We start from the raw sequence: 22,845 nt of genomic DNA on the forward strand, positions 1-22,845 counted from the left end.
GTCGATAACAGGGGGAGCCAACACCTATCTCTGGAGAATCCATGTTAAAACGAATCAATGTCGTCACCAGCCTAATCGCCGTCCTGCTGGTTTTTGGTGCTTTGCAATTGCTGTCCGGCGGCCTGTTCTGGTCGGCGTTACAAAAAGATAAAGAGGCGTTTGCGGTGGCGCAGACCTCAACCAACAACGTTGCTGCGATGTCAGATGCGTGGATCGAATTGAACCAAACGCGCACCGTCCTCAACCGCGCCATGTTGCGCATGCAGGGCACCATGGCTGCGCAGGCCAATGGCGGCCAACTTTCGGCCTTAATCAGCCAAACAGAAAAACAGCTCGATGTCGCGGCCGCGCACTATCAGCGTTATTACGATCTGCCCGGCACTCCAGGTCTGCCGGATGCGCTGCGCGATGAATTAGAAGCGAATTACGCCGCCTTCAACAACGGCTTGAAAGCGATGCTGGAGCGCCTGAAGGCCAACGATCTGCAAGGTATGTTTGCGCAAAACATCGAAGCCAAGCAGGTGGCGATGAAAGCTACTTACGAAAAGTGGCGCAGCGCGCAGAGTGCCTTATCTGCCGAAGGCGTGGCGCAAAACCAACAAGCGTTCCACACCATGATGTGGTTGCTGGCGTCAGTCGCCATCATCGTGGTAGCGGTGATCGTCGGCTGCTGGTTCGGCTTGCGTAGCGTGCTGATTCAGCCGCTGCATCAACTGCTGGCGCATATTCGTCACATCGCTGCGGGCGATCTCACGCAAACCATCACCGTAGAAGGGCGTAACGAAATGAGCCAACTGGCGTCCAGCCTGCATGAGATGCAGCAGTCGCTGGTCACTACCGTGGGCAATGTGCGTGACGGTTCCGATGCGATTTTCACCGGTGCCAGTGAAATTTCTGCCGGGAATAACGATCTTTCGGCACGCACCGAAGAACAAGCCGCATCGCTGGAGCAAACTGCTGCCAGCATGGAACAGCTCACTGCCACCGTTAAACAGAATGCTGAGAATGCGCGTCAGGCTTCGCAGCTGGCCTTAAGCGCCTCGGATACCGCACGTAAAGGCGGCGATGTCGTTGATGGCGTGGTGCGTACCATGCACGAAATTGCCGGGAGTTCGAAGAAAATTGCTGACATTATCAGCGTAATCGACGGCATCGCTTTCCAGACCAATATCCTTGCTCTGAACGCCGCCGTAGAAGCCGCACGCGCTGGCGAACAGGGCCGAGGTTTTGCTGTGGTGGCTGGCGAAGTGCGCAATCTGGCGCAACGCAGTGCGCAGGCGGCGAAAGAGATTAAAGGGCTGATTGAAGACTCAGTCAATCGCGTGAACAACGGTTCACAGCTGGTGGGCACCGCCGGTGAAACCATGAATGACATCGTCGGTGCGGTAACGCGCGTGACGGATATCATGGGCGAAATCGCGTCGGCTTCCGATGAACAGAGCCGCGGTATCGATCAAGTGGGACAAGCGGTGACCGAGATGGATCGCGTCACGCAGCAGAATGCCTCGCTGGTCGAAGAGTCGGCGGCAGCGGCGGCTTCACTGGAAGAGCAGGCGAGCCGTTTGAGCCAGGCAGTATCGGTGTTCCGCATTCCTCGCGCCGCGCAGTTGCAACCGGCTAAGGCAGCGGTTTCTCGTGTGGTGAACAGCGCGCCACGCAAAGCGGTCGCTACGCCGGTAAGCGATGGCAACTGGGAAACGTTTTAATCCGGCAAAAACCAGGTCGGCATGAATGCCGACCCTACATTATTGCCAACCTCCACCGTAGGGTCGCTATTTATGGCGACCTCCTTTACTTCCCGCTGGTCCAACCCCTTCCATCACGCATAAAGATCCCCCGCACAGCGCCGATAACAGAGGCGATCCGCCAACCAATGAGGTGTTTATGTTTAGTCGTATTCGTGTTGTTTCCGGCTTGCTGTGCGTGCTGGTGCTGTTTGCCTTACTGCAGTTGTTCTCCGGGGGAGTGTTTTATTCCACGGTCAAAGCCGATAAAGATAATTTTGCCTATAACCAGCGTCTTAGCACGCTGCAACGGGCGATGGGCACCTCATGGGTATCGCTGGTTCAGGCGCGTAACACGCTGAACCGTGCAGGGATCCGTTACCTGCTGGACAGTCAGCAGGCGGGCTCGGGCGCGACCGTGAAAGATCTGGTGGCGCTAGCGAGTGAGGAATTAAAGAAAGCGGATGCCGGTTTCGCTGACTTTAACGCCAATTTGTCGGAAAAGGGCAAAACCGCGGAAAACGTGTTGACGTTGCAGGCTAACTACAATGCCTACCGTGGCGCGCTGAGCGAGTTAATTGAGTTCCTCGGCAACGGTAATTTCAAAGGATTTGTTGATCAACCCACTCAAGGATTTCAGGACAAATTCGCCAAGGATTATGACGCCTGGTTAGCCAATAACATTGTGCTGGCGAATAAAGGCATTGAAGCCAACCAAAGCGCCTACAGCCAATCGATCATGATGGTAGTTGGCACGTTGCTGGTGACGTTACTGGTAATTGTGTTGGTGTGGAGCGGCATGCGTTCGGTGCTGATCCGTCCGCTGAAACAGAGCATTGAGCACATCCGTCACATCGCTCGCGGCGATCTTACGCAGCAGATTGAGATCAACGTGCGCAATGAGATGGGTGAATTGCTCAGCTCTCTGCAAGAGATGCAGCAGGAATTGGCGCGCACCGTACGCAGCGTGCGCGATGGTTCTGATGCGATCTATACCGGTGCCAGCGAAATCGCCATGGGCAACAACGATCTTTCATCGCGTACCGAGCAGCAAGCGGCTTCGCTGGAAGAGACCGCTGCCAGCATGGAGCAGCTCACTGCCACGGTGAAGCAGAACGCCGAAAACGCCCGTCAAGCTTCGCAGCTGGCGTTGACGGCCTCCGAAACCGCGCAGCAGGGCGGCAAAGTGGTCGATGGTGTGGTCACCACCATGAAAGAGATCACCGGCAGTTCGAAGAAAATCGCTGACATCATCAGCGTGATCGACGGCATTGCGTTCCAGACCAACATCCTCGCACTGAACGCCGCGGTAGAAGCTGCGCGCGCCGGTGAGCAAGGTCGTGGTTTTGCGGTGGTGGCAGGCGAAGTGCGCAGTCTGGCACAACGCAGTGCGCAGGCGGCGAAAGAGATTAAAGGATTGATTGAGGATTCGGTCAGCCGCGTCAACACCGGTTCGGTGCTGGTGGAAAGCGCTGGGGAAACCATGACCAACATCGTTAATGCGGTTACGCGCGTCACCGACATCATGGGCGAAATCGCCTCGGCGTCCGACGAGCAGAGCCGTGGCATCGATCAGGTTGGGCTGGCGGTGAATGAGATGGATCGCGTGACACAGCAGAACGCCGCGCTGGTAGAAGAGTCTGCGACGGCGGCGGCGGCACTGGAAGATCAGGCCAGCCGACTGAAACAGTCGGTTGCGGTGTTCAATATTGGTAAAGAATTTGTCGTTCAGGCCGTTAACGTAACTACAGCGGCAAAAAATGTACGCTCTGCCGCGCCAAAAGCACTGGCGCAACCGGCAGGCGCACGCAGCGCTGACGATAACTGGGAAACCTTTTAATCACTGTGGCCGCCGCAAGGCGGCCCGTGAACACGGCGCGTACTGGCAGCACAGTAGCAACCGCAGTATCACAATTTAATCAGTTTGTTGCCGGGTGACCTGAAATGAAGAAATCGACGTTATTGGATCAAAGTGAAGCGACAACGCTGCTTGCGCAAATGGTGCAACGCTTGCCGCTCTCAGATACTCATTTTCGTCGTATTAGCCAGCTGATCTATCAGCGTGCGGGCATTGTGCTGGCCGACCACAAGCGTGAGATGGTCTACAACCGCCTGGTGCGCCGTTTGCGCATGCTGAATATTGATGACTTTGGTCGTTATCTGGCGCTGCTGGAGCAAGACCAAAACAGTGCTGAGTGGCAGGCGTTTATCAACGCGCTGACCACCAATCTGACCTCATTCTTCCGCGAGGCGCACCACTTCCCGATCCTCGCGGATCATGCGCGTAAGCGCAGTGGGAATTACAGCGTATGGAGCACCGCCGCCTCAACCGGCGAAGAGCCTTACTCCATCGCCATGACGTTGGCGGAAACGCTGGGCACTGGGCCGGGTAAATTCCAGGTACATGCCAGCGACATCGATACGCAGGTGCTGGAGAAAGCGGTGGCAGGGGTTTATCGCCAGGAAGAGCTGCGCACCTTGTCACAATCGCAGCTACAACGCTTCTTCCTGCGCGGCACCGGACCGCACGAAGGCATGGTGCGCGTGCGTTCCGACCTCGCCAACATGGTGAACTACACGCAACTGAATTTACTGGCACACGACTGGGCGTTGCCGGGTCCGTTCGACGTGATTTTCTGTCGCAACGTGATGATTTATTTCGACAAAGAGACGCAGGAACAGATTCTGCGCCGTTTCGTGCCCCTGCTGAAACCCGGCGGTCTGCTGTTTGCCGGGCACTCGGAGAACTTTAGTCAGATCAGCAAAGAGTTCTGGCTGCGTGGACAGACAGTCTACGGACTGAGCAAGGAAAGACGATGAGCAAAATCACCGTGATGTGCGTGGATGACTCTGCGCTGATGCGACAGTTGATGACTGAAATCATCAATAGCCATCCCGATATGGAGATGGTTGCGAGCGCGCCAGATCCGCTGGTGGCGCGGGATTTAATCAAACAGTACAACCCGCAAGTGTTGACGCTGGATGTGGAAATGCCGCGCATGGATGGCCTCGATTTCCTTGAGAAGTTGATGCGCTTACGCCCGATGCCGGTGGTGATGGTGTCGTCGCTGACCGGCAAAGGGTCGGAAGTCACGCTGCGTGCGCTGGAGTTGGGCGCGGTAGATTTCGTCACTAAGCCGCAGCTCGGCATCCGTGAAGGCATGCTGGCCTATAGCCAAATGATTGCCGACAAAATTCGTGCGGCAGCGCGTGCCAAATTGCATGCGCGCGCGGCCACGCCGGTGCCTGCCACGCTGAAAGCGGGCCCGCTGTTGAGTAGTGAAAAATTGATTGCCATCGGTTCTTCAACCGGCGGCACCGAAGCGATTCGCCATGTGCTCCAGCCGCTGCCGGCCACCAGCCCAGCGCTGCTGATTACCCAACATATGCCGCCCGGTTTTACCCGTTCATTCGCTGAGCGACTGAACAAGCTGTGCCAGATCACCGTAAAAGAAGCGGAAGACGGCGAGCGTATTTTACCGGGCCACGCCTACATTGCGCCGGGCGCGATGCACATGGAGCTGGCGCGTAGCGGTGCCAACTATGTGGTGAAACTGAATAATGGCCCGCCAGTGAATCGACACAAGCCATCGGTGGATGTGCTGTTCCGTTCGGTGGCGGTACACGCAGGACGAAATGCGGTTGGTGTGATTCTGACCGGGATGGGTAACGACGGCGCGGCCGGGATGCTGGAAATGCATCGCGCGGGCGCCTGGACCATCGCGCAGAACGAAGCCAGCTGTGTGGTATTTGGCATGCCGCGCGAAGCGATTGCGATGGGCGGCACCAGTGAAGTGGTCGATTTAGGCCACATCAGTCAGCACATGCTGGCGAAAATTAGCGCCGGACAGGCATTGCGAATTTAACGAGCCCGTCCTGCTGGACGAGACAACACGGGAGTAGATATGGCTGATAAAAATATGCGCTTTTTGGTGGTGGATGACTTCAATACGATGCGTCGTATCGTCCGTAACCTGCTGAAAGAGCTGGGATTCAATAACGTCGAAGAAGCAGAGGACGGTGTTGATGCACTGACCAAACTGCGTGCTGGCGGCTTTGATTTCGTGGTTTCCGACTGGAACATGCCAAACATGGACGGTCTGGAACTGCTGCAAACCATCCGTGCCGATGCGGCGCTGAGCAAACTGCCGGTGCTGATGGTGACGGCGGAAGCCAAGAAAGAGAACATCATCGCCGCCGCGCAGGCCGGTGCCAGCGGTTATGTGGTTAAGCCGTTCACGGCCGCCACGCTGGAAGAGAAACTGGGCAAAATATTCGAAAAACTGGGTATGTAAGGAGATGTGATGAGCGACCTTTCGAAATCAACCGAAGAAGCCTCGGCACACGACATTATTGCCCGGATCGGCTCACTGACGCGCATGCTGCGTGACAGTTTGCGTGAGCTGGGGCTAGACCAGGCGATTGCCGAAGCGGCGGAAGCAATTCCCGATGCGCGCGATCGTTTGGATTATGTTGTGCAGATGACGGCTCAAGCGGCAGAACGTGCGTTGAACTGCGTTGATGCAGCGCAGCCACACCAGGACCAAATGGAAGCCGGCGCCAATCAGCTGAAAGGCCGATGGGATGCATGGTTTGAAAATCCGATTGAACTGTCAGATGCGCGCGAGTTGGTTTCGGATACGCGCCAATTCCTGACAGATGTACCGGGACACACCTCGTACACCAACAAGCAGTTGCTCGAAATCATGATGGCGCAGGATTTCCAGGACCTTACCGGTCAGGTGATCAAGCGCATGATGGATGTGATCCAGGAGATCGAGCGTCAATTGCTGATGGTGCTGCTGGAAAATATGCCAGAAGCTAACGCCGCGGCACGTAAAGAGGGCAACAGCCTGCTGAACGGCCCGCAGATCCATGCCAATGCACCCGGCGTGGTGGCGAACCAGGATCAGGTTGATGATTTGCTGGATAGCTTAGGGTTTTAAGCCCGCCAATAGAGGTCGGCATGAATGCCGACCCTAGGTGTCTTGTAGGGTGGGCATTTATGCCCACCTGGTTTCACACCGCGCGCTTCTGCGCCATTGGCAACTGTGCCACTAACACCTGCACGCCCAACGCTTCAAACGCGGCAATCTGCGCTTTAGAAATCCCGCTATCGGTAATCAAATAATGAATGTGGCTCCAATCGCACGGCAAGGCGAACATCGACACCTTATCGATCTTGCTGGAATCGGCCACCACATACACGGTATTGGCGGAGTTAATCATCGCCATTTTGACCTTAATATCGGTCTCACTTGGAAAGCTCAATCCCAAACGCGATGAAATGCACGCCGTGGCAAGAAACAACTTCTCCGCCAACACGTTTTCGAAAAACGACGCTGCTTTCTCACCTGACGTCGACAGCGTAGGGAATTTAAACGTCCCGCCGGTGAGCAAAATATTGATCCCCGGCTCGCCACCCAGCTTCAACGCAATGTTCACCGCCGTGGTGATCACCGACAAACGCCGAATGTGGCTAATCGCCTCGGTAATCGCCGTGGTCGTGGTGCCGGAATCGAAAATTACGGTGTCGCCATTTTCCACATACTGCGCGGCCAAACGCCCAATCGCCTGTTTTTCTTCAAGATGTGTTTGACGCTCTAACAGCATCGCGCCGGTATTTTGTTTACCGGTCATCAGGGTGGCACCACCGTGATAACGCTGCACATGCCCCTCTTTTTGCAGCATACGCAGGTCGGTACGAATCGTCGCTTCCGTCAAACCAAAAGTATCGGTTAGCGCTTTCACCGTGACTGTGCCGTCTTCGCGGATCATCTCCAGAATCTTCTCACGGCGCTGCTGCATGTCAGCCAGCTGCTCAGTTTTGCTTTTCAATCGAAATGCTCCCTCTTTCCAATCACGGTCTGATTTCGCTCATAAGGAAACCCGAGCTGATTTTACTCTGCGTTTTGGGCATTTGCGAGGTGGCTCGCAACGACGGTGATTTTCGAATGAAAATCATTGCGTGCTATGCGATTGATTTCTCATAACGGTGTTAGCAGCTCTTTCCATATCAATTTATTCGTGATTTATTCAAATTCAATTAAATCAGGTAGATAAATTTTATTGCGATGATTTGTATGAAATTTGATCTCACCCACAAACCGTTGCGAAACGATAGCTTATATTTTTGTTCGAAAATCAATAACGCCAAACGATAACCCGGCCAGCCATAATCAGAGCCAAAGGAGAGAAGATGAGTGGTGAATATGATGTCAATCTGCGCTACGGCGTGGACAGCAATCTGGATCTGACCGGCAAAGTGGCGGTGGTCACTGGCGGGTTGGGCGGCATTGCCATGGCCAGCAACGCCATGCTGCTGGAGAAAGGGGCGCGGCTGGCGCTGCTTTATCCTCCATTTGAAAGTGAGAAAGTCGCCAGCGTGCAGGCGCAATTTCCGTCAGATAGCGTGCTGTTGGTGTGCTGCGATGTCACCGATCCGGCCTCGGTGGAAGAGGCTTTCGACCACGTAGAACAGCATTACGGACACCTTGATATCCTGGTGAACTGCGCGGGTTACGTGATGTTGCAGCCGGTATTAGAAACCGACTTCGCCGAGTGGCAGAAGCAAATCGCCGTGAATCTCACCGGCCCATTCCTCTGTTCACAGGCCGCAGGCAAACGCATGGTACGTGCCGGTAACGGTGGCAAAATCATCAACATTGCCTCGCAAGCCGCTTCCATCGCCATTGATAACCACGTTGCTTACACCTCAGCCAAAGCGGGCTTGCTGGGCATGACCAAAGTGATGGCGAAGGAATTCGCTCCGCATCGCATCAACGTGAACACCTTGTCGCCGACCGTCGTGCTGACGCCAATGGGTGAAAAAGCCTGGCGTGGCGAGAAGGGCGAACAAATGAAAAAACTGATCCCATTAGGACGATTTGCCTATACCGACGAAATCGCCGCCGCCGTGCTGTTTTTCGCCAGCAACGGCAGCGACATGATTACCGGTGCAGATTTAATGATCGACGGTGGCTTTACCATCTGGTAAGCCGCGCCAACACCAGCAACACCCATAAAAACAATCGGCTGACCCTGCAATTACAACAAAGAGAATACCACCATGAAAAAACGTACCCTGCTGTTGACTGCTATTGCTAGCTGCATGTTGTCTCAAGCCAGTTTCGCTGCCGAAAAAGGCACCATCATGATTCTGGTGAACTCACTGGATAACCCGTATTACGCTTCGGAAGCTAAGGGTGCGAACCTTAAAGCCCAAGAGCTGGGGTATAAAACCAGCGTGCTGTCGCATGGCGAAGATGTGAAGAAGCAAAGCGAATTGATCGATGCGGCTATCGGTAAAAAAGTGCAGGGTATCGTGCTGGATAACGCCGACTCGACGGCCAGTGTGGCGGCCATCAAGAAAGCCAAAGATGCCGGAATTCCGGTAGTGCTGATCAACCGTGAAATTCCGGTTGATGATGTCGCCTTGGCGCAAATCACGCACAACAACTTCCAGGCTGGATCTGACGTCGCCAACGTCTTCGTCGAGAAGATGGGTGAAAAGGGCAGCTACGCGGAGCTGACCTGTAACCTCGCCGACAACAACTGCGTCACCCGTTCCAAATCCTTCCATCAGGTACTTGACCAATATTCCGACATGAAAAGCGTGGCGCGTCAGGATGCTAAAGGCACCTTGATCGACGGTAAGCGCATCATGGACAGCATCTTGCAGGCGCATCCGGACGTGAAAGGCGTGATCTGTGGCAACGGCCCTGTCGCGCTAGGCGCGATTGCGGCACTGAAAGCGGCGGGGCGTAATGATGTCATCGTGGTGGGGATTGACGGCAGCAACGATGAACGCGATGCGGTCGAAAAAGGTGACCTGAAAGCCACAGTGATGCTGCAAGCACAGGCGATTGCCGCGCAGGGCGTGACCGATCTCGACAACTTCATCCAGAAAGGCACCAAGCCGGAGAAACAGCGCGTGATGTTCCGCGGCATCCTCATCACTCCAGACAATGCTAAAGGCGTGCAGGACTTTAACTTCAAGTCGTAATTATCAAATCGGTGCGCCCGTATAACGGGCGCCCAGGAGAATGTAATGCACAGACGACTCTGGTTACTGCTTCCCGTCGTGATCCTTAGCGGTTGCCGCATTGTGTCGCAGCAGGAGCTGGCCGACTTAAAAAATCCCCCAAATCCCAAAATGGCGAACATCGCTCAGACCTGGCAGCAGAAGTTGGTGCCGCAGGTTCAACATGATGCTAAGCCGGTGGCAGAACTGCTCAATCAGTTGAAGTCCGCCAAGGATTTTGACAGCGCGTGTAAAACCTATGGTTACCGCAGTCAGGAAGAAAATCCCTGCGTGTTTAGCGTCAACGTCAGTGGTGAAGTGACGGCAGTCAACACCACCTCAAAAAATGGTCGCATGACGGTGAAAGATGTTTCAGGCGACAACATTACCGTGCAAATCGGCCCCATCTTCCCCGGCACCGTGTTGCGTGATGCCTATAAAGGCGCCAGCTATCAAGACTTCAACGATCAGGTGCTGTTTGGTGATTACAGTAAGGCGATTAATCAACAGGCGGCCAACATGATGAGCGCTTTCAAGCCGAAAGTGGGCGACAAAGTGCAGCTGGTTGGCGTGTTCAGCAGTTTCGATACGCCCGAGCAGGTGCCGAATGTGACACCCGCCGCGATTACACGTCAGTAAGGAGCGGATATGAGCAATCCTCAAAATGACGTGATTATCGAAACGCGCAATGTGTCGCGCATCTATCCCGGCGTCACCGCCCTCGACCAGGTTAATTACCGCGTTTATCGCAATAAGGTCAATGTGTTGATCGGCGAAAACGGCGCGGGCAAATCGACCATGATGAAAATGCTGGCCGGCGTTGAAGTCCCTTCATCAGGCGAGATCTTGCTGGATGGTGAAGCGGTGTCTTTAGGCTCCACACATCAGGCGGAAAAACACGGCATCAGCATTATTTTCCAGGAGCTGAACCTGTTCCCCAACATGAATGTGATGGACAACATTTTCATGGCCAACGAGTTTTTCCAGCGCGGGGTGATCAACGAAAAGTACCAATATTCGCTGGCTAAAGCGTTACTGGAACGATTGGAACTGGATGTCGATCCCTATACGCCGCTAGCCGAATTGGGCATTGGTCATCAGCAATTAGTGGAGATCGCACGGGCGCTGTCGAAAGACACGCGCGTGCTGATCATGGATGAACCGACAAGTGCGCTCAGCCAGTCTGAAGTGAAAGTGTTGTTTAACGTCATCGAACAGCTTAAACGCCGTGGCGTCACCATCATCTATATATCGCATCGGCTTGAAGAGCTGATGGAGATTGGCGATCACATCACTATTTTCCGTGACGGACGTTTTATCAGTGAGCGCGAAGTGCGCGATGCCTCGATTCCCTGGATCATCGAACAGATGGTCGGCGACAAGAAAAAACATTTTGATTACCAACCGGCACAACAAGGCGACACGGTACTCAACGTTACCGGACTTACGGCGCTGCATCAAAACGGCGGCTACAAGCTGAATGATGTCTCTTTCTCTTTGCGTAAAGGCGAGGTGATTGGCATTTACGGCTTGCTGGGCGCAGGGCGCACCGAATTGTTCAAAGGGCTGATTGGCATGATGCATTGCCAATCTGGCAGCGTCAGTTTGAATGGCGAGGCGCTGGAGAAACGTAACTTTCAGCAGCGGCTCAAAAAGGGCATTGCGTTAGTGCCGGAAGATCGCCAAACCGAAGGCGTGGTGCAACTGATGTCGATCACCGCCAACATGACGCTCAGCGATCTCAGCTTGCGCGGATTCCGGCGCTGTTGGCGCATGCTTAATCCGCAAAAAGAACAGAGTCGCGTCGACGAAATGATTGGCCATCTGGCCATTAAAGTCAGCGATGCCGAACTGCCGATCACCTCGTTAAGTGGGGGTAACCAGCAAAAAGTGGTGCTCGGCAAAGCCCTGATGACCGGACCACAAGTGGTGTTGCTGGATGAACCGACGCGCGGCATTGATGTCGGGGCAAAAACCGATGTCTATCACCTGATTGGCAATCTGGCTCAACAGGGATTGGCGGTGATGTTCTCCTCTTCCGAACTGGATGAAGTGATGGCGCTGGCCGATCGTATTTTGGTGATGGCGGATGGCCGCATTACCGCCGACTTACCACGCGCGGCGGCCACGCGTGAAGCCCTGATTAGCGCCTCAACACCGCATGATTGAGCCTGCTGGAGAATAAGCGATGAATCAAAAATACCTGATCTACATGTACCTGCTGAAAGCACGTACCTTTATTGCCCTGTTAATTGTGGTGGGCTTCTTCAGCTTTATGGTGCCCAACTTCCTTACCACCTCGAACCTGCTGATCATGACGCAACATGTGGCGATCACCGGCTTGCTGGCGATAGGTATGACGTTGGTGATTCTGACTGGCGGTATCGATCTTTCGGTGGGTGCGGTTGCCGGCATCTGCGGCATGGTGGCGGGGGCTTTGCTCACCAACGGCGTGCCGCTATGGGGCGGCAACATTCTGTTCTTCAATGTGCCAGAAGTGATTCTGGTGGTGGCGCTGTTCGGGGTTGCTTTAGGGTTAATTAATGGTGCAGTCGTCACCCGGCTCGGCGTGGCGCCGTTCATCTGTACGCTCGGCATGATGTACGTGGCGCGCGGCGCGGCATTACTGTTTAACGATGGCAGCACCTACGCCAACCTGGTTGGCACGCCTGCGCTCGGTAACACCGGATTTGCATTGCTCGGTTCTGGATCGGTGCTTGGCGTCTATATCCCCATCTGGCTAATGATCGGCTTCCTGCTGCTCGGCTTGTATCTGACACGCAAAACTCCGTTGGGCCGCTACATCTACGCCACTGGTGGCAACGAATCGGCTGCACGCTTAGCGGGTGTGCCGATTATCAAGGTCAAGGTGTTTGTTTATGCCTTCTCAGGACTGTGCGCCGCGCTGGTGGGCCTGATCGTCGCATCACAATTACAAACCGCGCACCCCATGACCGGCAATATGTTCGAGATGGACGCCATTGGTGCCACGGTACTGGGCGGCACGGCGCTGGCGGGCGGACGCGGCCGGGTATCGGGATCGATCATCGGTGCTTTCGTCATTGTGTTCCTGGCGGACGGCATGGTGATGATGGGTGTCAGTGATTTCTGGCAAATGGTGATTAAAGGCTTGGTGATCGTTACCGCCGTGGTCATCGACCAGTTCCAGCAAAAATTACAAAGTAAGGTGGTGCTGCTGCGCAGACATGAAAAAAAGCAGCAATCGGCCGCCCTGCCTGAAGCAACGCACGGATAACAGGAGGCAATATGACACGCGATTTTAGTGGCAAAACAGTGGTGATTACCGGCGCCTGCCGGGGAATTGGTGCCGGCATTGCAGCTCGCTTTGCCCGCGATGGCGCTCGGTTGGTGATGGTCTCAAACTCTGAGCGGGTGTTTACCACCGCGCAGGAAATTGAGAAACAATTCGGCAGCGAGATTTTGGCGCTGCAAGTGGATGTCACTAACGAAGCCGAGGTGCAGCAGCTTTATCAGCAAGCCGCCGAGCGTTTTGGCAGCATTGATGTCTCGATTCAGAACGCGGGTGTCATCACCATTGATCGCTTTGATGCGATGCCAAAAAGTGACTTCGAGAAGATCCTGGCGGTGAACACCACCGGTGTGTGGTTGTGCTGTCGCGAAGCCGCGAAGTATATGGTTAAGCAAGGCGGTGGCAGCTTGATTAACACCTCATCGGGGCAGGGACGTCAGGGCTTCATCTATACGCCGCACTATGCCGCCAGCAAGATGGGTGTCATTGGCATTACGCAAAGTCTGGCGCTGGAGTTAGCGCCGTCGCACATCACCGTCAATGCGTTCTGTCCTGGCATCATTGAAAGTGAAATGTGGGATTACAACGATCGCGTGTGGGGCGAGATCCTCAGTAGCGATAAGAAACAGTACGGCAAAGGCGAGTTGATGGCGGAGTGGGTGGAAAACATCCCGCTTAAACGTGCTGGCCAGCCGCAAGATGTCGCCGGTTTGGTGGCGTTTCTCGCTTCAGACGATGCGCGTTATATCACCGGGCAAACCATTAACGTGGATGGCGGATTGATTTTCTCTTAAGGGCGTTAGAGGTCGCCAAAAATGGCGGCCCTACAAAACCGCGCTGAACATCGTCGGTCACCATAAATGGCGACCCTACAAAACCGCGCTGAACATCGCCGGTCACCATAAATGGCGACCCTACAAAACGCGCTGAACATCGCCGGTCACCATAAATGGCGACCCTACAAAACCGCGCTGAACATCGTCGGTCACCATAAATGGCGACCCTATAAAACGCGCTGAACATCGTCGGTCACCATAAATGGCGACCATACAAAACGCACTTAACTCCGTAGGGTCGCCATTTATGGTGACCTGGTTTAATCCACACACCATTCAAAACTGCCCCGTATTCCAGCCAACTTTTAACCACTTGTCTTAATCAGAACAAGACGCTTCCGGCACCGACATCAGAATGTGCTAGGGTAGACTTGTGCAGTTTTGTGAGCCACCTCTAATTCTGAGCTAAGTTGAACCCTATTTTTGCTATGTTACTAACTTCGTTTTCACTTAAATTTTTGCGCTTTGCCTCGGGTCTTTCCGCTCTGGTTACTACCGTGCCAGCCCTGGCGCTCATCTCTGACACTAAAATCGCCGACGCGCCGTTTAGCGATCCCACTCGTTTCCAGAAAATGGCCGATGAGTTGCCCGCGCTGGGATATCAGGATGAAACCGCCGCGTTCGATAAAAAGCTGGCGACCATTGCCAAAAGCATTGGTGAAGCCAGCCAAAACACCAGCGGCGATAACACACTCAGCCAACAAGCCGGTCTTTGGGCTTTTAACCATTTTCGTGATGAGCTGGGAAGCCGGTTGGTGAATGAAGGACAGACGCTGCTTTCGCCGTATGGCAATGCGCAAATCGACTTCAATGTTGATATCGACGGCAACTTCAACGGCAGCGGCGCGTCGTTATTAACGCCTTGGGCCGATAACTACCGCTATCTAACCTTTAGCCAAGTGGGCTTCCACCAAACTAATGATGGGCTGGTGGGTAATTTTGGTTTGGGCCAACGTTGGGTGGCGGGCAAATGGTTGCTTGGCTATAACGGCTTTATCGATCGTATGTTCAGCAGCGGTCAGCAGCGCGCTTCACTCGGAACCGAAGCCTGGGGCGATTACCTGCGTTTTTCCGCCAACTACTACACGCCGCTCTCCGGCTGGCAGGATCGCGATCCTTTCCAGCAGCAACGTCTGGCACGTGGCTACGATTTCACCACTCAGGGTTATCTGCCGCAGTATCGCCAGTTGGGCGCTTCAGTCAGCTGGCAACAATATCTGGGTGATGACGTCGATTTGTTCAGTTCCGGTAATCGCTATCACAATCCTTCGGCGCTGACTTTTGGTGTGACCTATACGCCGGTGCCGCTGGTGACATTTTCGGCCAGCCATAAAACCAGCGATACTGGCGAGAGCCAGGATCAACTCGGTTTGCGCCTAAACTATCGTTTTGGCGTCGCGCTGAGCCAGCAGCTTAGCCCGGATAACGTTGCCGAAGCGCACTCCTTGCGCGGCAGCCGTTACGACAATGTCACGCGCACCAACACGCCGGTGCTGGAATATCGCCAGAAGAAAGTGTTGTCGGTGTTTCTCGCCACACCGCCGTGGCAGTTAAACGGCGGGGAGAGTCTGCCGCTGAAATTGCAGATTCGTAATGCTAATGCCATCAGCAAAGTGCAATGGCAGGGCGATACGCAGGCGTTAAGCTTGACGCCGGGTGCCAATCCTAACGATCCGCAAGGCTGGAGCATTATCATGCCCGCCTGGGATAGCACGCCGGGGGCCAGTAACAGTTATCGCTTGTCGGTGATATTGGAAGACAGCAAGCAGAATCGCGTGACCTCAAATGTCATTGTGCTGCAATTGCAGCCGCCGTTCTCGTTGGATCAAGGTGAGGACACTCGGTTTAGTTTTTGACGGTTGAACGAGTATTGATAGGTGTTCACCCTAAATGGCGACCCGACGAAGACATAAAGCAAAAAAGGGCAGCTTGCGCTGCCCTTTGCTCATCTTCAGCCGACACTAGCCGAGGATGCAATGAGGGAACTTGGTTTTAGAACTGGTAAATCAGACCCACAGCGGTGACATCGTCAGATGCGATGCCCAGCGCGTTGTTGTCTTTCAACAGGTTGATCTTGTACTCAGCGTACACAGACATGTTTTTGTTGAAATAGTAATTTGCACCCACAGAAACGTATTTGGTCAGATCAACATCACCAATATCTTCGATATCTTTGCCTTTCGATGATACGTAGCCGAGTGAAGGGCGCAGGCCATTCAGGAACTGGTACTGGGCAACAGCTTCGAAGTTAACCGCTTTGTTAGCAAAACCATTCGGGATTGGCGTCGCGTTCAGGGTTTCGCCGTAGATGGTTGCCAGGTAAATCTGGTTGGCGTCATATTTCACACCCGCAGTCCAATGCTGCGCTTTTTCACCATCGCCACGCGTTGCCAGGTTCTGCGTATTGGTACGATCCAGGCTAGCGTAAGCGCCAACCAGGCTCAAACCGAAGTCGAAGTCGTATGAGGTTGACAGCGCGAAGCCATCGCCATTTGAACGACGTACCGCAACAGAGGCATCGCTACGATCGTTTTTGCCTTCGTACTGCGCAGCCACGTTCCAGCCTTTGACCAGACCGAAGAAATCTTTGTTGCGCCAGGTCAGCACGCCACCAGAGCGGCCAGACAGGAAGCCATCGGAGTAACCTTGATCGCCGCCGAAGAATGGCAGCATATCGGTCACGCCCAGCACGTCATAGATCAAGCCATAGTTACGGCCGTAATCTACTGAGCCGAATTGACCAAATTTCAGACCGGCAAAGCCCAGACGGGTTTTGTTGCCCGCGTTGGCATCGCTGCCTTCAGAGTTGCTCAGGCTGTACTGATATTGCCATTGACCGTAGCCGGTCAACTGGTCATTGATTTTAGTTTCGCCTTTAAAGCCAATACGGGTGTAAGACGCGTAATCGCCATTGGCAGAATCATTATCAGAGAAAGTATGAGAGACGTTGATTTTGCCCGTCAGATCGAGCTTGTTGCCATCTTTGTTATAGATTTCGGCGGCCTGAGCCGAAGAAAGTCCCAGCAGTAAAGGCATCACTGCTGCCAGTAAGGAGCGCTTCATCATTTAATTTTTACCCTGTGAGTTTTTTTAATTTTGTCCCCATGTTTGGGGTGAAAAGAAAATGACACAAAAGGTTCAAGATCGACAGTGCAATATATGTAACATTTTATTTCAACTTGGCTTTTTGTGTGATTTTTAATCTTAAATTCCATTATGTGGGATTTTGTATTGGTTAAACTTATCTCTTGATTCGCGGTTTTTAAGTTGATTTAAATAGTTATTAAATTGATTTTATTGATTTATTTTAACTTTAAAGATGCGTAAATATTACTGTTTTTATTTTCGTTAAATAGCACATCCCTATGCATTATTGTTCAATAACAAATATTCAAATCACTCTAATCATTAGCAGGGTAATTACTTTGTTCATGGCTTTGTGTCTGTTTATTTCTACTTTGATAATAACCTTAGTCACTACGTGTTATTTAGGCTTGGCTTATCGTTTGGCTGAATAAATAATATCCAACTTAAAAAGTGAGATGTTAATAAACACCCCGTGCATCTCCTTAATTGGATGCACCATCGTTGTCATTCCTTGCACCAATAAAACTCATGCCGCCCCAAAATGGTGCTGAAAACGCGCTATTTTGGCGAAATATTTCCTGTGTGATCACAAAAGCAATATTTCATTTTGTCGATGCATAAATCCGCTAAATAAAGTGCTGGCATTCAACCTGCATCAGACCTTTATTCACTTTTTATGCAATTAAAGTGAATAGTGGCTAATCCTAACCTATTGATATTCCGTTAGCATAAGACAGTTATGCATTTTTGTGGCTGGCTGGCACGCTAACTGCAATATACAGTAGAGCTGCCACTTAACATTTTTAACAAATTTAAAACATTAGCTTCACTGAGTGTGGAGCAGGAGAAAGGGCTATGTCACAGCAGGTTTCGCGTCACGATTTCGATCAATGGATGATGCCGGTTTATGCTCCCGCGGCTTTTGTACCGGTGCGCGCTGAAGGCTCAACGCTCTGGGATCAGCAGGATAAAGAGTATATCGACTTTGCCGGTGGTATCGCCGTTAACGCTTTAGGTCACGCGCATCCGGCGCTGCAACAAGCGCTGGCCGAACAAGCAGGAAAACTGTGGCATACCGGTAATGGCTACACTAATGAACCGATTTTGCGTCTGGCTAAACAACTCATCGATGCCACTTTTGCCGATCGCGTGTTCTTCTGTAACTCGGGGGCTGAAGCCAACGAGGCGGCGTTAAAACTGGCGCGTAAAACCGCACACGATCGTTTTGGTGCGGAAAAAAATGGCATCGTCGCCTTCAATAATGCTTTCCACGGTCGTACGTTGTTTACCGTCACTGCGGGCGGGCAACCAGCTTATTCCCGCGACTTTGCACCGTTGCCGCCTGCCATCGATCACGCCACCTTTAACGACCTTGCTTCAGCCGCCGCACTGATCAATGACCAAACCTGCGCGGTCATCGTCGAGCCGATTCAGGGCGAAGGCGGCGTGGTACCTGCCGATCCTGCTTTCCTGCGTGGCCTGCGCGAGTTGTGCGATAAGCATCATGCGCTGCTGATTTTTGATGAGGTGCAAAGCGGTGTTGGTCGCACTGGCTCGCTGTATGCCTACATGCATTACGGCGTGACGCCGGATGTGTTGACCACCGCTAAAGCACTCGGCGGCGGCTTCCCGATTGGTGCAATGCTGACGCGTGAAGATTTAGCCCAGGTGATGAATGTGGGGACGCACGGCACCACATACGGCGGCAACCCGCTGGCGGGCGCAGTCGCCGGTAAAGTGATGGAGCTGATCAATCAGCCTGACTTTATGGCGGGCGTAGCTGAACGCCATCAATGGTTTGTCGAGGCCTTGCAGGCCATCAATCAACGCTTGCCGGTATTTAAGGAAGTGCGTGGACTTGGATTGCTGATTGGCGCGGTGCTCAATGATGATTTCGCTGGCAAAGCCAAACAGTTCAACCTTACCGCCGCCGAAGAGGGCGTGATGGTGTTGATCGCCGGTGCTAACGTGGTGCGCTTCGCGCCTGCATTGAACATCAGTGAACGCGAAGTAAAAGAAGGTTTGGCACGCTTCGAACGTGCCTGTGAGCGCGTGCTCAAAGGAGCCACATCATGATGGTGATTCGCCCCGTCGAACGTGACGATCTTGCGCAGTTGTTGTCGCTGGCGGGCAAAACCGGGGGCGGCTTAACCTCGCTGCCCGCGGATAGCGAGACGCTCAAAGCCCGTATTGAGCGCTCGCTGCTCACCTGGCAAGGTGCGCTGCCGCGTGCCGAACAAGGTTATGTTTTTGTCTTAGCCGACAGCGAAGACAATCGCGCGGTCGGTATTTGCGCCATCGAAGTGGCGGTCGGTTTGCAGGACCCGTGGTACAACTTCCGCGTCGGCACGCAGGTGCACGCCTCGAAAGAGCTGAATGTCTATGCCAGCTTACCAACGCTATCGTTGAGCAACGATCACACCGGCAGCAGTGAGTTGTGCACGTTGTTCCTCGATCCCGACTACCGCGATGGCAAAAACGGCTATCTGCTGTCCAAATCGCGCTTCCTGTTTATGGCTAACTTCCGTGACCACTTTATGAAACACGTGGTGGCGGAGATGCGCGGCGTCAGCGATGACAATGGACATTCGCCATTTTGGGAAAGCGTCGGCAGCCATTTCTTCTCGATGGAGTTTAGCCAGGCCGATTTCCTCAGCGGCACCGGGCAAAAAGCCTTTATCGCCGAGCTGATGCCGAAACATCCGCTGTACACCCATTATCTGTCCGAAGCGGCGCAGAAAGTGATTGGCGAAGTCCATCCGAAAACCGCGCCCGCGCGCGCGGTGCTGGAAGCCGAAGGGTTCCGCTATCTCAACTACGTCGATATTTTCGATGGCGGACCGACGCTGGAGTGCGAAATCGATCGCATTCGCGCCATCCGTAAAAGTCGCCTGCTGAAAGCGGTTGAGGGTGAAGCTGACAGCAACTGGCCGTTGTGTCTGGTGGCGAATAGTGATTACCAACAATTCCGTGTCGCGTTGCTGCCGGTGGATATGGCGACCGGCAATGTGTGTCTTTCTGCAAGTCAGCGCGCGGCGCTGCAATGTAATTATGGCGATACGCTGCGTGTGGTCACGCTGAATCGCGAGGAGAATAAAGCATGACGCATTTCATTAATGGTCAATGGTTGACCGGCGGCACTGACGCCCTGAGTAAACACAATCCGGTGTCTGGCGAGATCCTGTGGCAGGGCAAAGCGGCCTCTGAGGCGCAAGTGACCGCGGCCTGTGAAGCGGCGCGTGCGGCGTTTCCACACTGGGCGCGCCAACCGTTTGCCGAGCGACAAGCGATTGTTGAAGCGTTTGCCCGCTTGCTGGAAAGCCATAAAACCGCGTTGGCAGAAACCATCGCCCGTGAAACCGGCAAGCCGCGCTGGGAAACGCTGACGGAAGTGCAGGCGATGATCAACAAGATCGCCATCTCGATTAAGGCCTATCACAGCCGCACCGGCGAGCAAGCGGAAGGTGAAAGTTCACTGCGCCATCGTCCGCACGGCGTGCTGGCGGTGTTTGGGCCGTACAATTTTCCCGGCCATCTGCCGAACGGCCATATCGTCCCGGCGTTATTGGCGGGAAACTGCGTGGTGTTCAAGCCGAGCGAGTTGACACCCATGACAGCGGAAAAAACCGTTGAACTGTGGGAGCAAGCGGGCTTGCCTGCTGGTGTGATGGCGCTGGTGCAGGGCGGACGTGAAACCGGTCAGGCGCTGGCCCAGCAATCGCAAATCGATGGCTTACTGTTTACCGGCAGCGCCGCCACCGGTTATCACCTGCATCGTCAGTTTGCCGGTCAGCCAGAGAAAATGCTGGCGCTGGAAATGGGCGGCAACAATGCATTGATTGTTGAAGATCCGGTTGATCTCGATGGCGCGGTGCATATCGCCATTCAATCGGCATTTATTACTGCTGGACAACGCTGTACCTGCGCACGTCGTTTGCTGGTGAAACGCGGCGCGGCGGGCGATGCCTTCTTGCAACGTTTAATCGCGGTCAGCGCGCGACTGCAACCTGGCGCGTGGAATGCCGAACCGCAGCCATTTATGGGCAGCGTTATTTCGCCCACTGCGGCGGGACATATTTTTGCCGCCTGGCAGCAGCAAGTCGAACAGGGCGGTAAAGTGCTACTCGGTATGCACTGGCCGGATCGCGACAGTGCAATTCTCACACCGGGGATTATTGATGTCACAGACGTTAAGGATTTGCCGGACGAAGAGGTATTTGGCCCGCTGTTGCAGGTGATTCGCTACGATGATTTCGAACAGGCAATCGCTATCGCCAATAACACCCGCTATGGCCTTTCTTGCGGTTTGATTTCGCCGCAACGCGCGCAGTTTGATCAACTGTTATTGGAAGCACGTGCCGGGATCGTCAACTGGAACAAACCGCTTACCGGCGCTGCCAGCACCGCGCCCTTTGGCGGCATTGGCGCTTCAGGTAATCATCGTGCCAGCGCGTGGTATGCCGCCGATTATTGTGCGTGGCCAATGGCCTCGCTGGAAAGCCCAAGTCTGGCGCTGCCTGCCAGCTTGTCGCCTGGACTCGATTTCTCCGCGCAGGAAACCCAATAATGAAAGCGTTTGAAGCTAACTTTGATGGCTTGGTCGGTCTGACGCACCATTACGCGGGATTGTCGTTTGGTAATGAAGCCTCGACGCGCAATCAGTTACAACCTTCCAATCCGCGTTTAGCGGCCAAGCAAGGTTTACTGAAAATGAAAGCGCTGGCCGATATGGGCTACGTGCAGGGCGTGATTCCGCCGCACGAAAGGCCGAATTTGCCGCTGCTGCGCCAACTCGGTTTTAGCGGTAGTGACGAGCAGGTAGTAGCGCAAGCGGCAAAGCAGGCGCCGCAATTACTGTCGGCAGCCAGTTCGGCTTCGGCGATGTGGGTGGCGAATGCCGCCACCGTTTCGCCCTCCGCCGATAGCGCTGATGGTCGGGTGCATTTCACCGTCGCCAATTTGAATAACAAATTCCATCGTGCGATTGAAGCGCCAGAAACCGCCGATCTGCTGCGCGCCATTTTCCGGCATCCGCAGCATTTCAGCGTGCATGACGCTTTGCCGCAGGTGGCGCAGTTTGGTGATGAAGGCGCGGCTAACCACAATCGTTTTGGCAAGGATTACGGCGACGCGGGCGTGCAGCTGTTTATTTATGGTCGCGACGGTCAGCAACAGGGCGCAACACCAGCACGTTATCCGGCACGCCAAACCCGTGAAGCCAGTGAAGCGGTGGCACGCTTGCATCAGCTCAATGGCGATCGCACGCTGTTTGCGCAGCAGAATCCGGCGGTGATTGATCAGGGCGTATTCCATAACGATGTAATCGCCGTCAGCAATCAGCAAGTGCTGTTCTGCCATCAGGATGCGTTTGTTAATCAGCCGCAGTTGTTGAGCGATCTCGCTGCGCGCGTGCCCGGTTTCCAGCCGATTGAAGTGCCGCGCGCTAAGGTGTCGGTGACGGATGCGGTGAATACCTATCTGTTTAACAGCCAATTATTGCAACGCGCCGACGGCGGCATGTTGCTGGTGCTGCCGGAAGAGTCGCGTCAGCATGCGGGCGTGTGGCGCTATCTGAGTGAACTGGTTGAAAGTGGCGGCCCAATTCGTGAACTGAAGGTGTTTGATCTGCGAGAAAGTATGTTCAATGGCGGTGGCCCGGCGTGTTTGCGTTTGCGCGTGGTGCTGACCGAAACGGAACGACAGGCAGTGAATCCTGCGGTTTTGATGAACGATCGCCTGTTCGCCACCCTGAATGATTGGGTTGATCGCCACTACCGCGATCGCTTAACGCAAGCGGATTTAGCCGACCCACAATTGCTGCGTGAAGGGCGCACTGCGCTGGATGAACTGACACAACTGCTAGACTTAGGCAGTGTCTACGCATTTCAGCGTTAACGCCGGGGT

Annotated in this window: 19 protein-coding genes; 17 read left to right on the top strand and 2 right to left on the bottom strand. The window is 54.0% G+C overall.

The window, feature by feature from the left end:
• Positions 1–41: 41 nt before the first annotated feature.
• The 6 genes from ACPUC7_RS13025 (at position 42) to cheZ (ending at position 6,670) form a co-directional block, all read left to right on the top strand.
• Positions 42–1,706: a methyl-accepting chemotaxis protein gene (locus ACPUC7_RS13025; RefSeq protein WP_494923231.1), complete on the top strand. Its 1,665-nt coding sequence runs from the start codon at positions 42–44 to the stop codon at positions 1,704–1,706.
• Between the two features lie 178 nt (positions 1,707–1,884).
• On the top strand, positions 1,885–3,564 hold the full coding sequence (locus ACPUC7_RS13030) for a methyl-accepting chemotaxis protein (RefSeq protein WP_494923232.1): 1,680 nt from the start codon (positions 1,885–1,887) through the stop codon (positions 3,562–3,564).
• Positions 3,565–3,668: 104 nt separating this feature from the next.
• Positions 3,669–4,544, top strand: coding sequence for a protein-glutamate O-methyltransferase CheR (cheR, locus tag ACPUC7_RS13035; protein ID WP_343553994.1), 876 nt, complete (start codon positions 3,669–3,671; stop codon positions 4,542–4,544).
• Entirely contained in the window at positions 4,541–5,590 is a 1,050-nt protein-coding gene (locus ACPUC7_RS13040) for a protein-glutamate methylesterase/protein-glutamine glutaminase (RefSeq protein ID WP_494923233.1), read from the top strand. Before cheR ends, ACPUC7_RS13040 begins: the two co-directional genes overlap by 4 nt.
• 39 nt (positions 5,591–5,629) lie before the next feature.
• The gene (gene cheY, locus ACPUC7_RS13045) at positions 5,630–6,019 is read left to right on the top strand and encodes a chemotaxis response regulator CheY (protein ID WP_007892562.1); all 390 of its coding nucleotides are present in this window, start codon (positions 5,630–5,632) and stop codon (positions 6,017–6,019) included.
• A 9-nt stretch (positions 6,020–6,028) separates the two neighbouring features.
• Positions 6,029–6,670 carry a protein phosphatase CheZ gene (gene cheZ, locus ACPUC7_RS13050; RefSeq protein ID WP_343553996.1) on the top strand — a complete coding sequence of 214 codons (642 nt, stop codon included), beginning with the start codon at positions 6,029–6,031 and terminating at the stop codon, positions 6,668–6,670.
• Between the two features lie 73 nt (positions 6,671–6,743).
• Here cheZ and ACPUC7_RS13055 read toward each other — a convergent pair whose 3' ends face one another.
• Positions 6,744–7,562 carry a DeoR/GlpR family DNA-binding transcription regulator gene (locus ACPUC7_RS13055; RefSeq protein ID WP_494923234.1) on the bottom strand — a complete coding sequence of 273 codons (819 nt, stop codon included), beginning with the start codon at positions 7,560–7,562 and terminating at the stop codon, positions 6,744–6,746.
• 361 nt (positions 7,563–7,923) lie between these two features.
• On the opposite strand from ACPUC7_RS13055, the gene ACPUC7_RS13060 reads away from it, so the two are divergent.
• From ACPUC7_RS13060 to ACPUC7_RS13090, 7 genes are all read left to right on the top strand, one after another.
• Positions 7,924–8,721: a GolD/DthD family dehydrogenase gene (locus tag ACPUC7_RS13060; RefSeq protein WP_494923235.1), complete on the top strand. Its 798-nt coding sequence runs from the start codon at positions 7,924–7,926 to the stop codon at positions 8,719–8,721.
• 72 nt (positions 8,722–8,793) lie between these two features.
• Positions 8,794–9,729, top strand: a complete 936-nt coding sequence (locus ACPUC7_RS13065) for a D-ribose ABC transporter substrate-binding protein (RefSeq protein WP_343553999.1) — start codon at positions 8,794–8,796, stop codon at positions 9,727–9,729.
• A gap of 45 nt (positions 9,730–9,774) precedes the next feature.
• A complete protein-coding gene (locus ACPUC7_RS13070; protein ID WP_343554000.1) occupies positions 9,775–10,386 on the top strand; it encodes a DUF2291 family protein in 612 nt (203 codons plus the stop codon).
• Positions 10,387–10,395: 9 nt separating this feature from the next.
• On the top strand, positions 10,396–11,916 hold the full coding sequence (locus ACPUC7_RS13075) for a sugar ABC transporter ATP-binding protein (protein WP_494923236.1): 1,521 nt from the start codon (positions 10,396–10,398) through the stop codon (positions 11,914–11,916).
• A 19-nt stretch (positions 11,917–11,935) separates the two neighbouring features.
• Positions 11,936–13,003: an ABC transporter permease gene (locus tag ACPUC7_RS13080; RefSeq protein WP_494923237.1), complete on the top strand. Its 1,068-nt coding sequence runs from the start codon at positions 11,936–11,938 to the stop codon at positions 13,001–13,003.
• Between the two features lie 11 nt (positions 13,004–13,014).
• Positions 13,015–13,812, top strand: a complete 798-nt coding sequence (locus ACPUC7_RS13085; protein WP_343554003.1) for a glucose 1-dehydrogenase — start codon at positions 13,015–13,017, stop codon at positions 13,810–13,812.
• A gap of 470 nt (positions 13,813–14,282) precedes the next feature.
• Positions 14,283–15,710, top strand: coding sequence for a YchO/YchP family invasin (locus ACPUC7_RS13090; RefSeq protein ID WP_494923238.1), 1,428 nt, complete (start codon positions 14,283–14,285; stop codon positions 15,708–15,710).
• 136 nt (positions 15,711–15,846) lie between these two features.
• Here ACPUC7_RS13090 and ACPUC7_RS13095 read toward each other — a convergent pair whose 3' ends face one another.
• Positions 15,847–16,920, bottom strand: a complete 1,074-nt coding sequence (locus ACPUC7_RS13095; RefSeq protein WP_494923239.1) for a porin — start codon at positions 16,918–16,920, stop codon at positions 15,847–15,849.
• Between the two features lie 876 nt (positions 16,921–17,796).
• Here ACPUC7_RS13095 and ACPUC7_RS13100 point away from each other — a divergent pair.
• From ACPUC7_RS13100 to astB, 4 genes are read left to right on the top strand one after another with little or no spacing between them, the layout of a single operon-like run.
• Complete coding sequence (locus ACPUC7_RS13100) at positions 17,797–19,017, top strand: aspartate aminotransferase family protein (RefSeq protein ID WP_494923240.1); 1,221 nt, start codon at positions 17,797–17,799, stop codon at positions 19,015–19,017.
• Complete coding sequence (gene astA, locus ACPUC7_RS13105; protein ID WP_494923241.1) at positions 19,014–20,045, top strand: arginine N-succinyltransferase; 1,032 nt, start codon at positions 19,014–19,016, stop codon at positions 20,043–20,045. The genes ACPUC7_RS13100 and astA overlap by 4 nt, the downstream gene beginning before the upstream one ends.
• Positions 20,042–21,508, top strand: coding sequence for a succinylglutamate-semialdehyde dehydrogenase (astD, locus tag ACPUC7_RS13110; RefSeq protein WP_494923242.1), 1,467 nt, complete (start codon positions 20,042–20,044; stop codon positions 21,506–21,508). Before astA ends, astD begins: the two co-directional genes overlap by 4 nt.
• Positions 21,508–22,836, top strand: a complete 1,329-nt coding sequence (astB, locus tag ACPUC7_RS13115; RefSeq protein ID WP_494923243.1) for an N-succinylarginine dihydrolase — start codon at positions 21,508–21,510, stop codon at positions 22,834–22,836. Before astD ends, astB begins: the two co-directional genes overlap by 1 nt.
• Positions 22,837–22,845 lie beyond the last annotated feature (9 nt).

The sequence above is a fragment of the Pantoea sp. CFCC18179 genome, assembly GCF_059412405.1.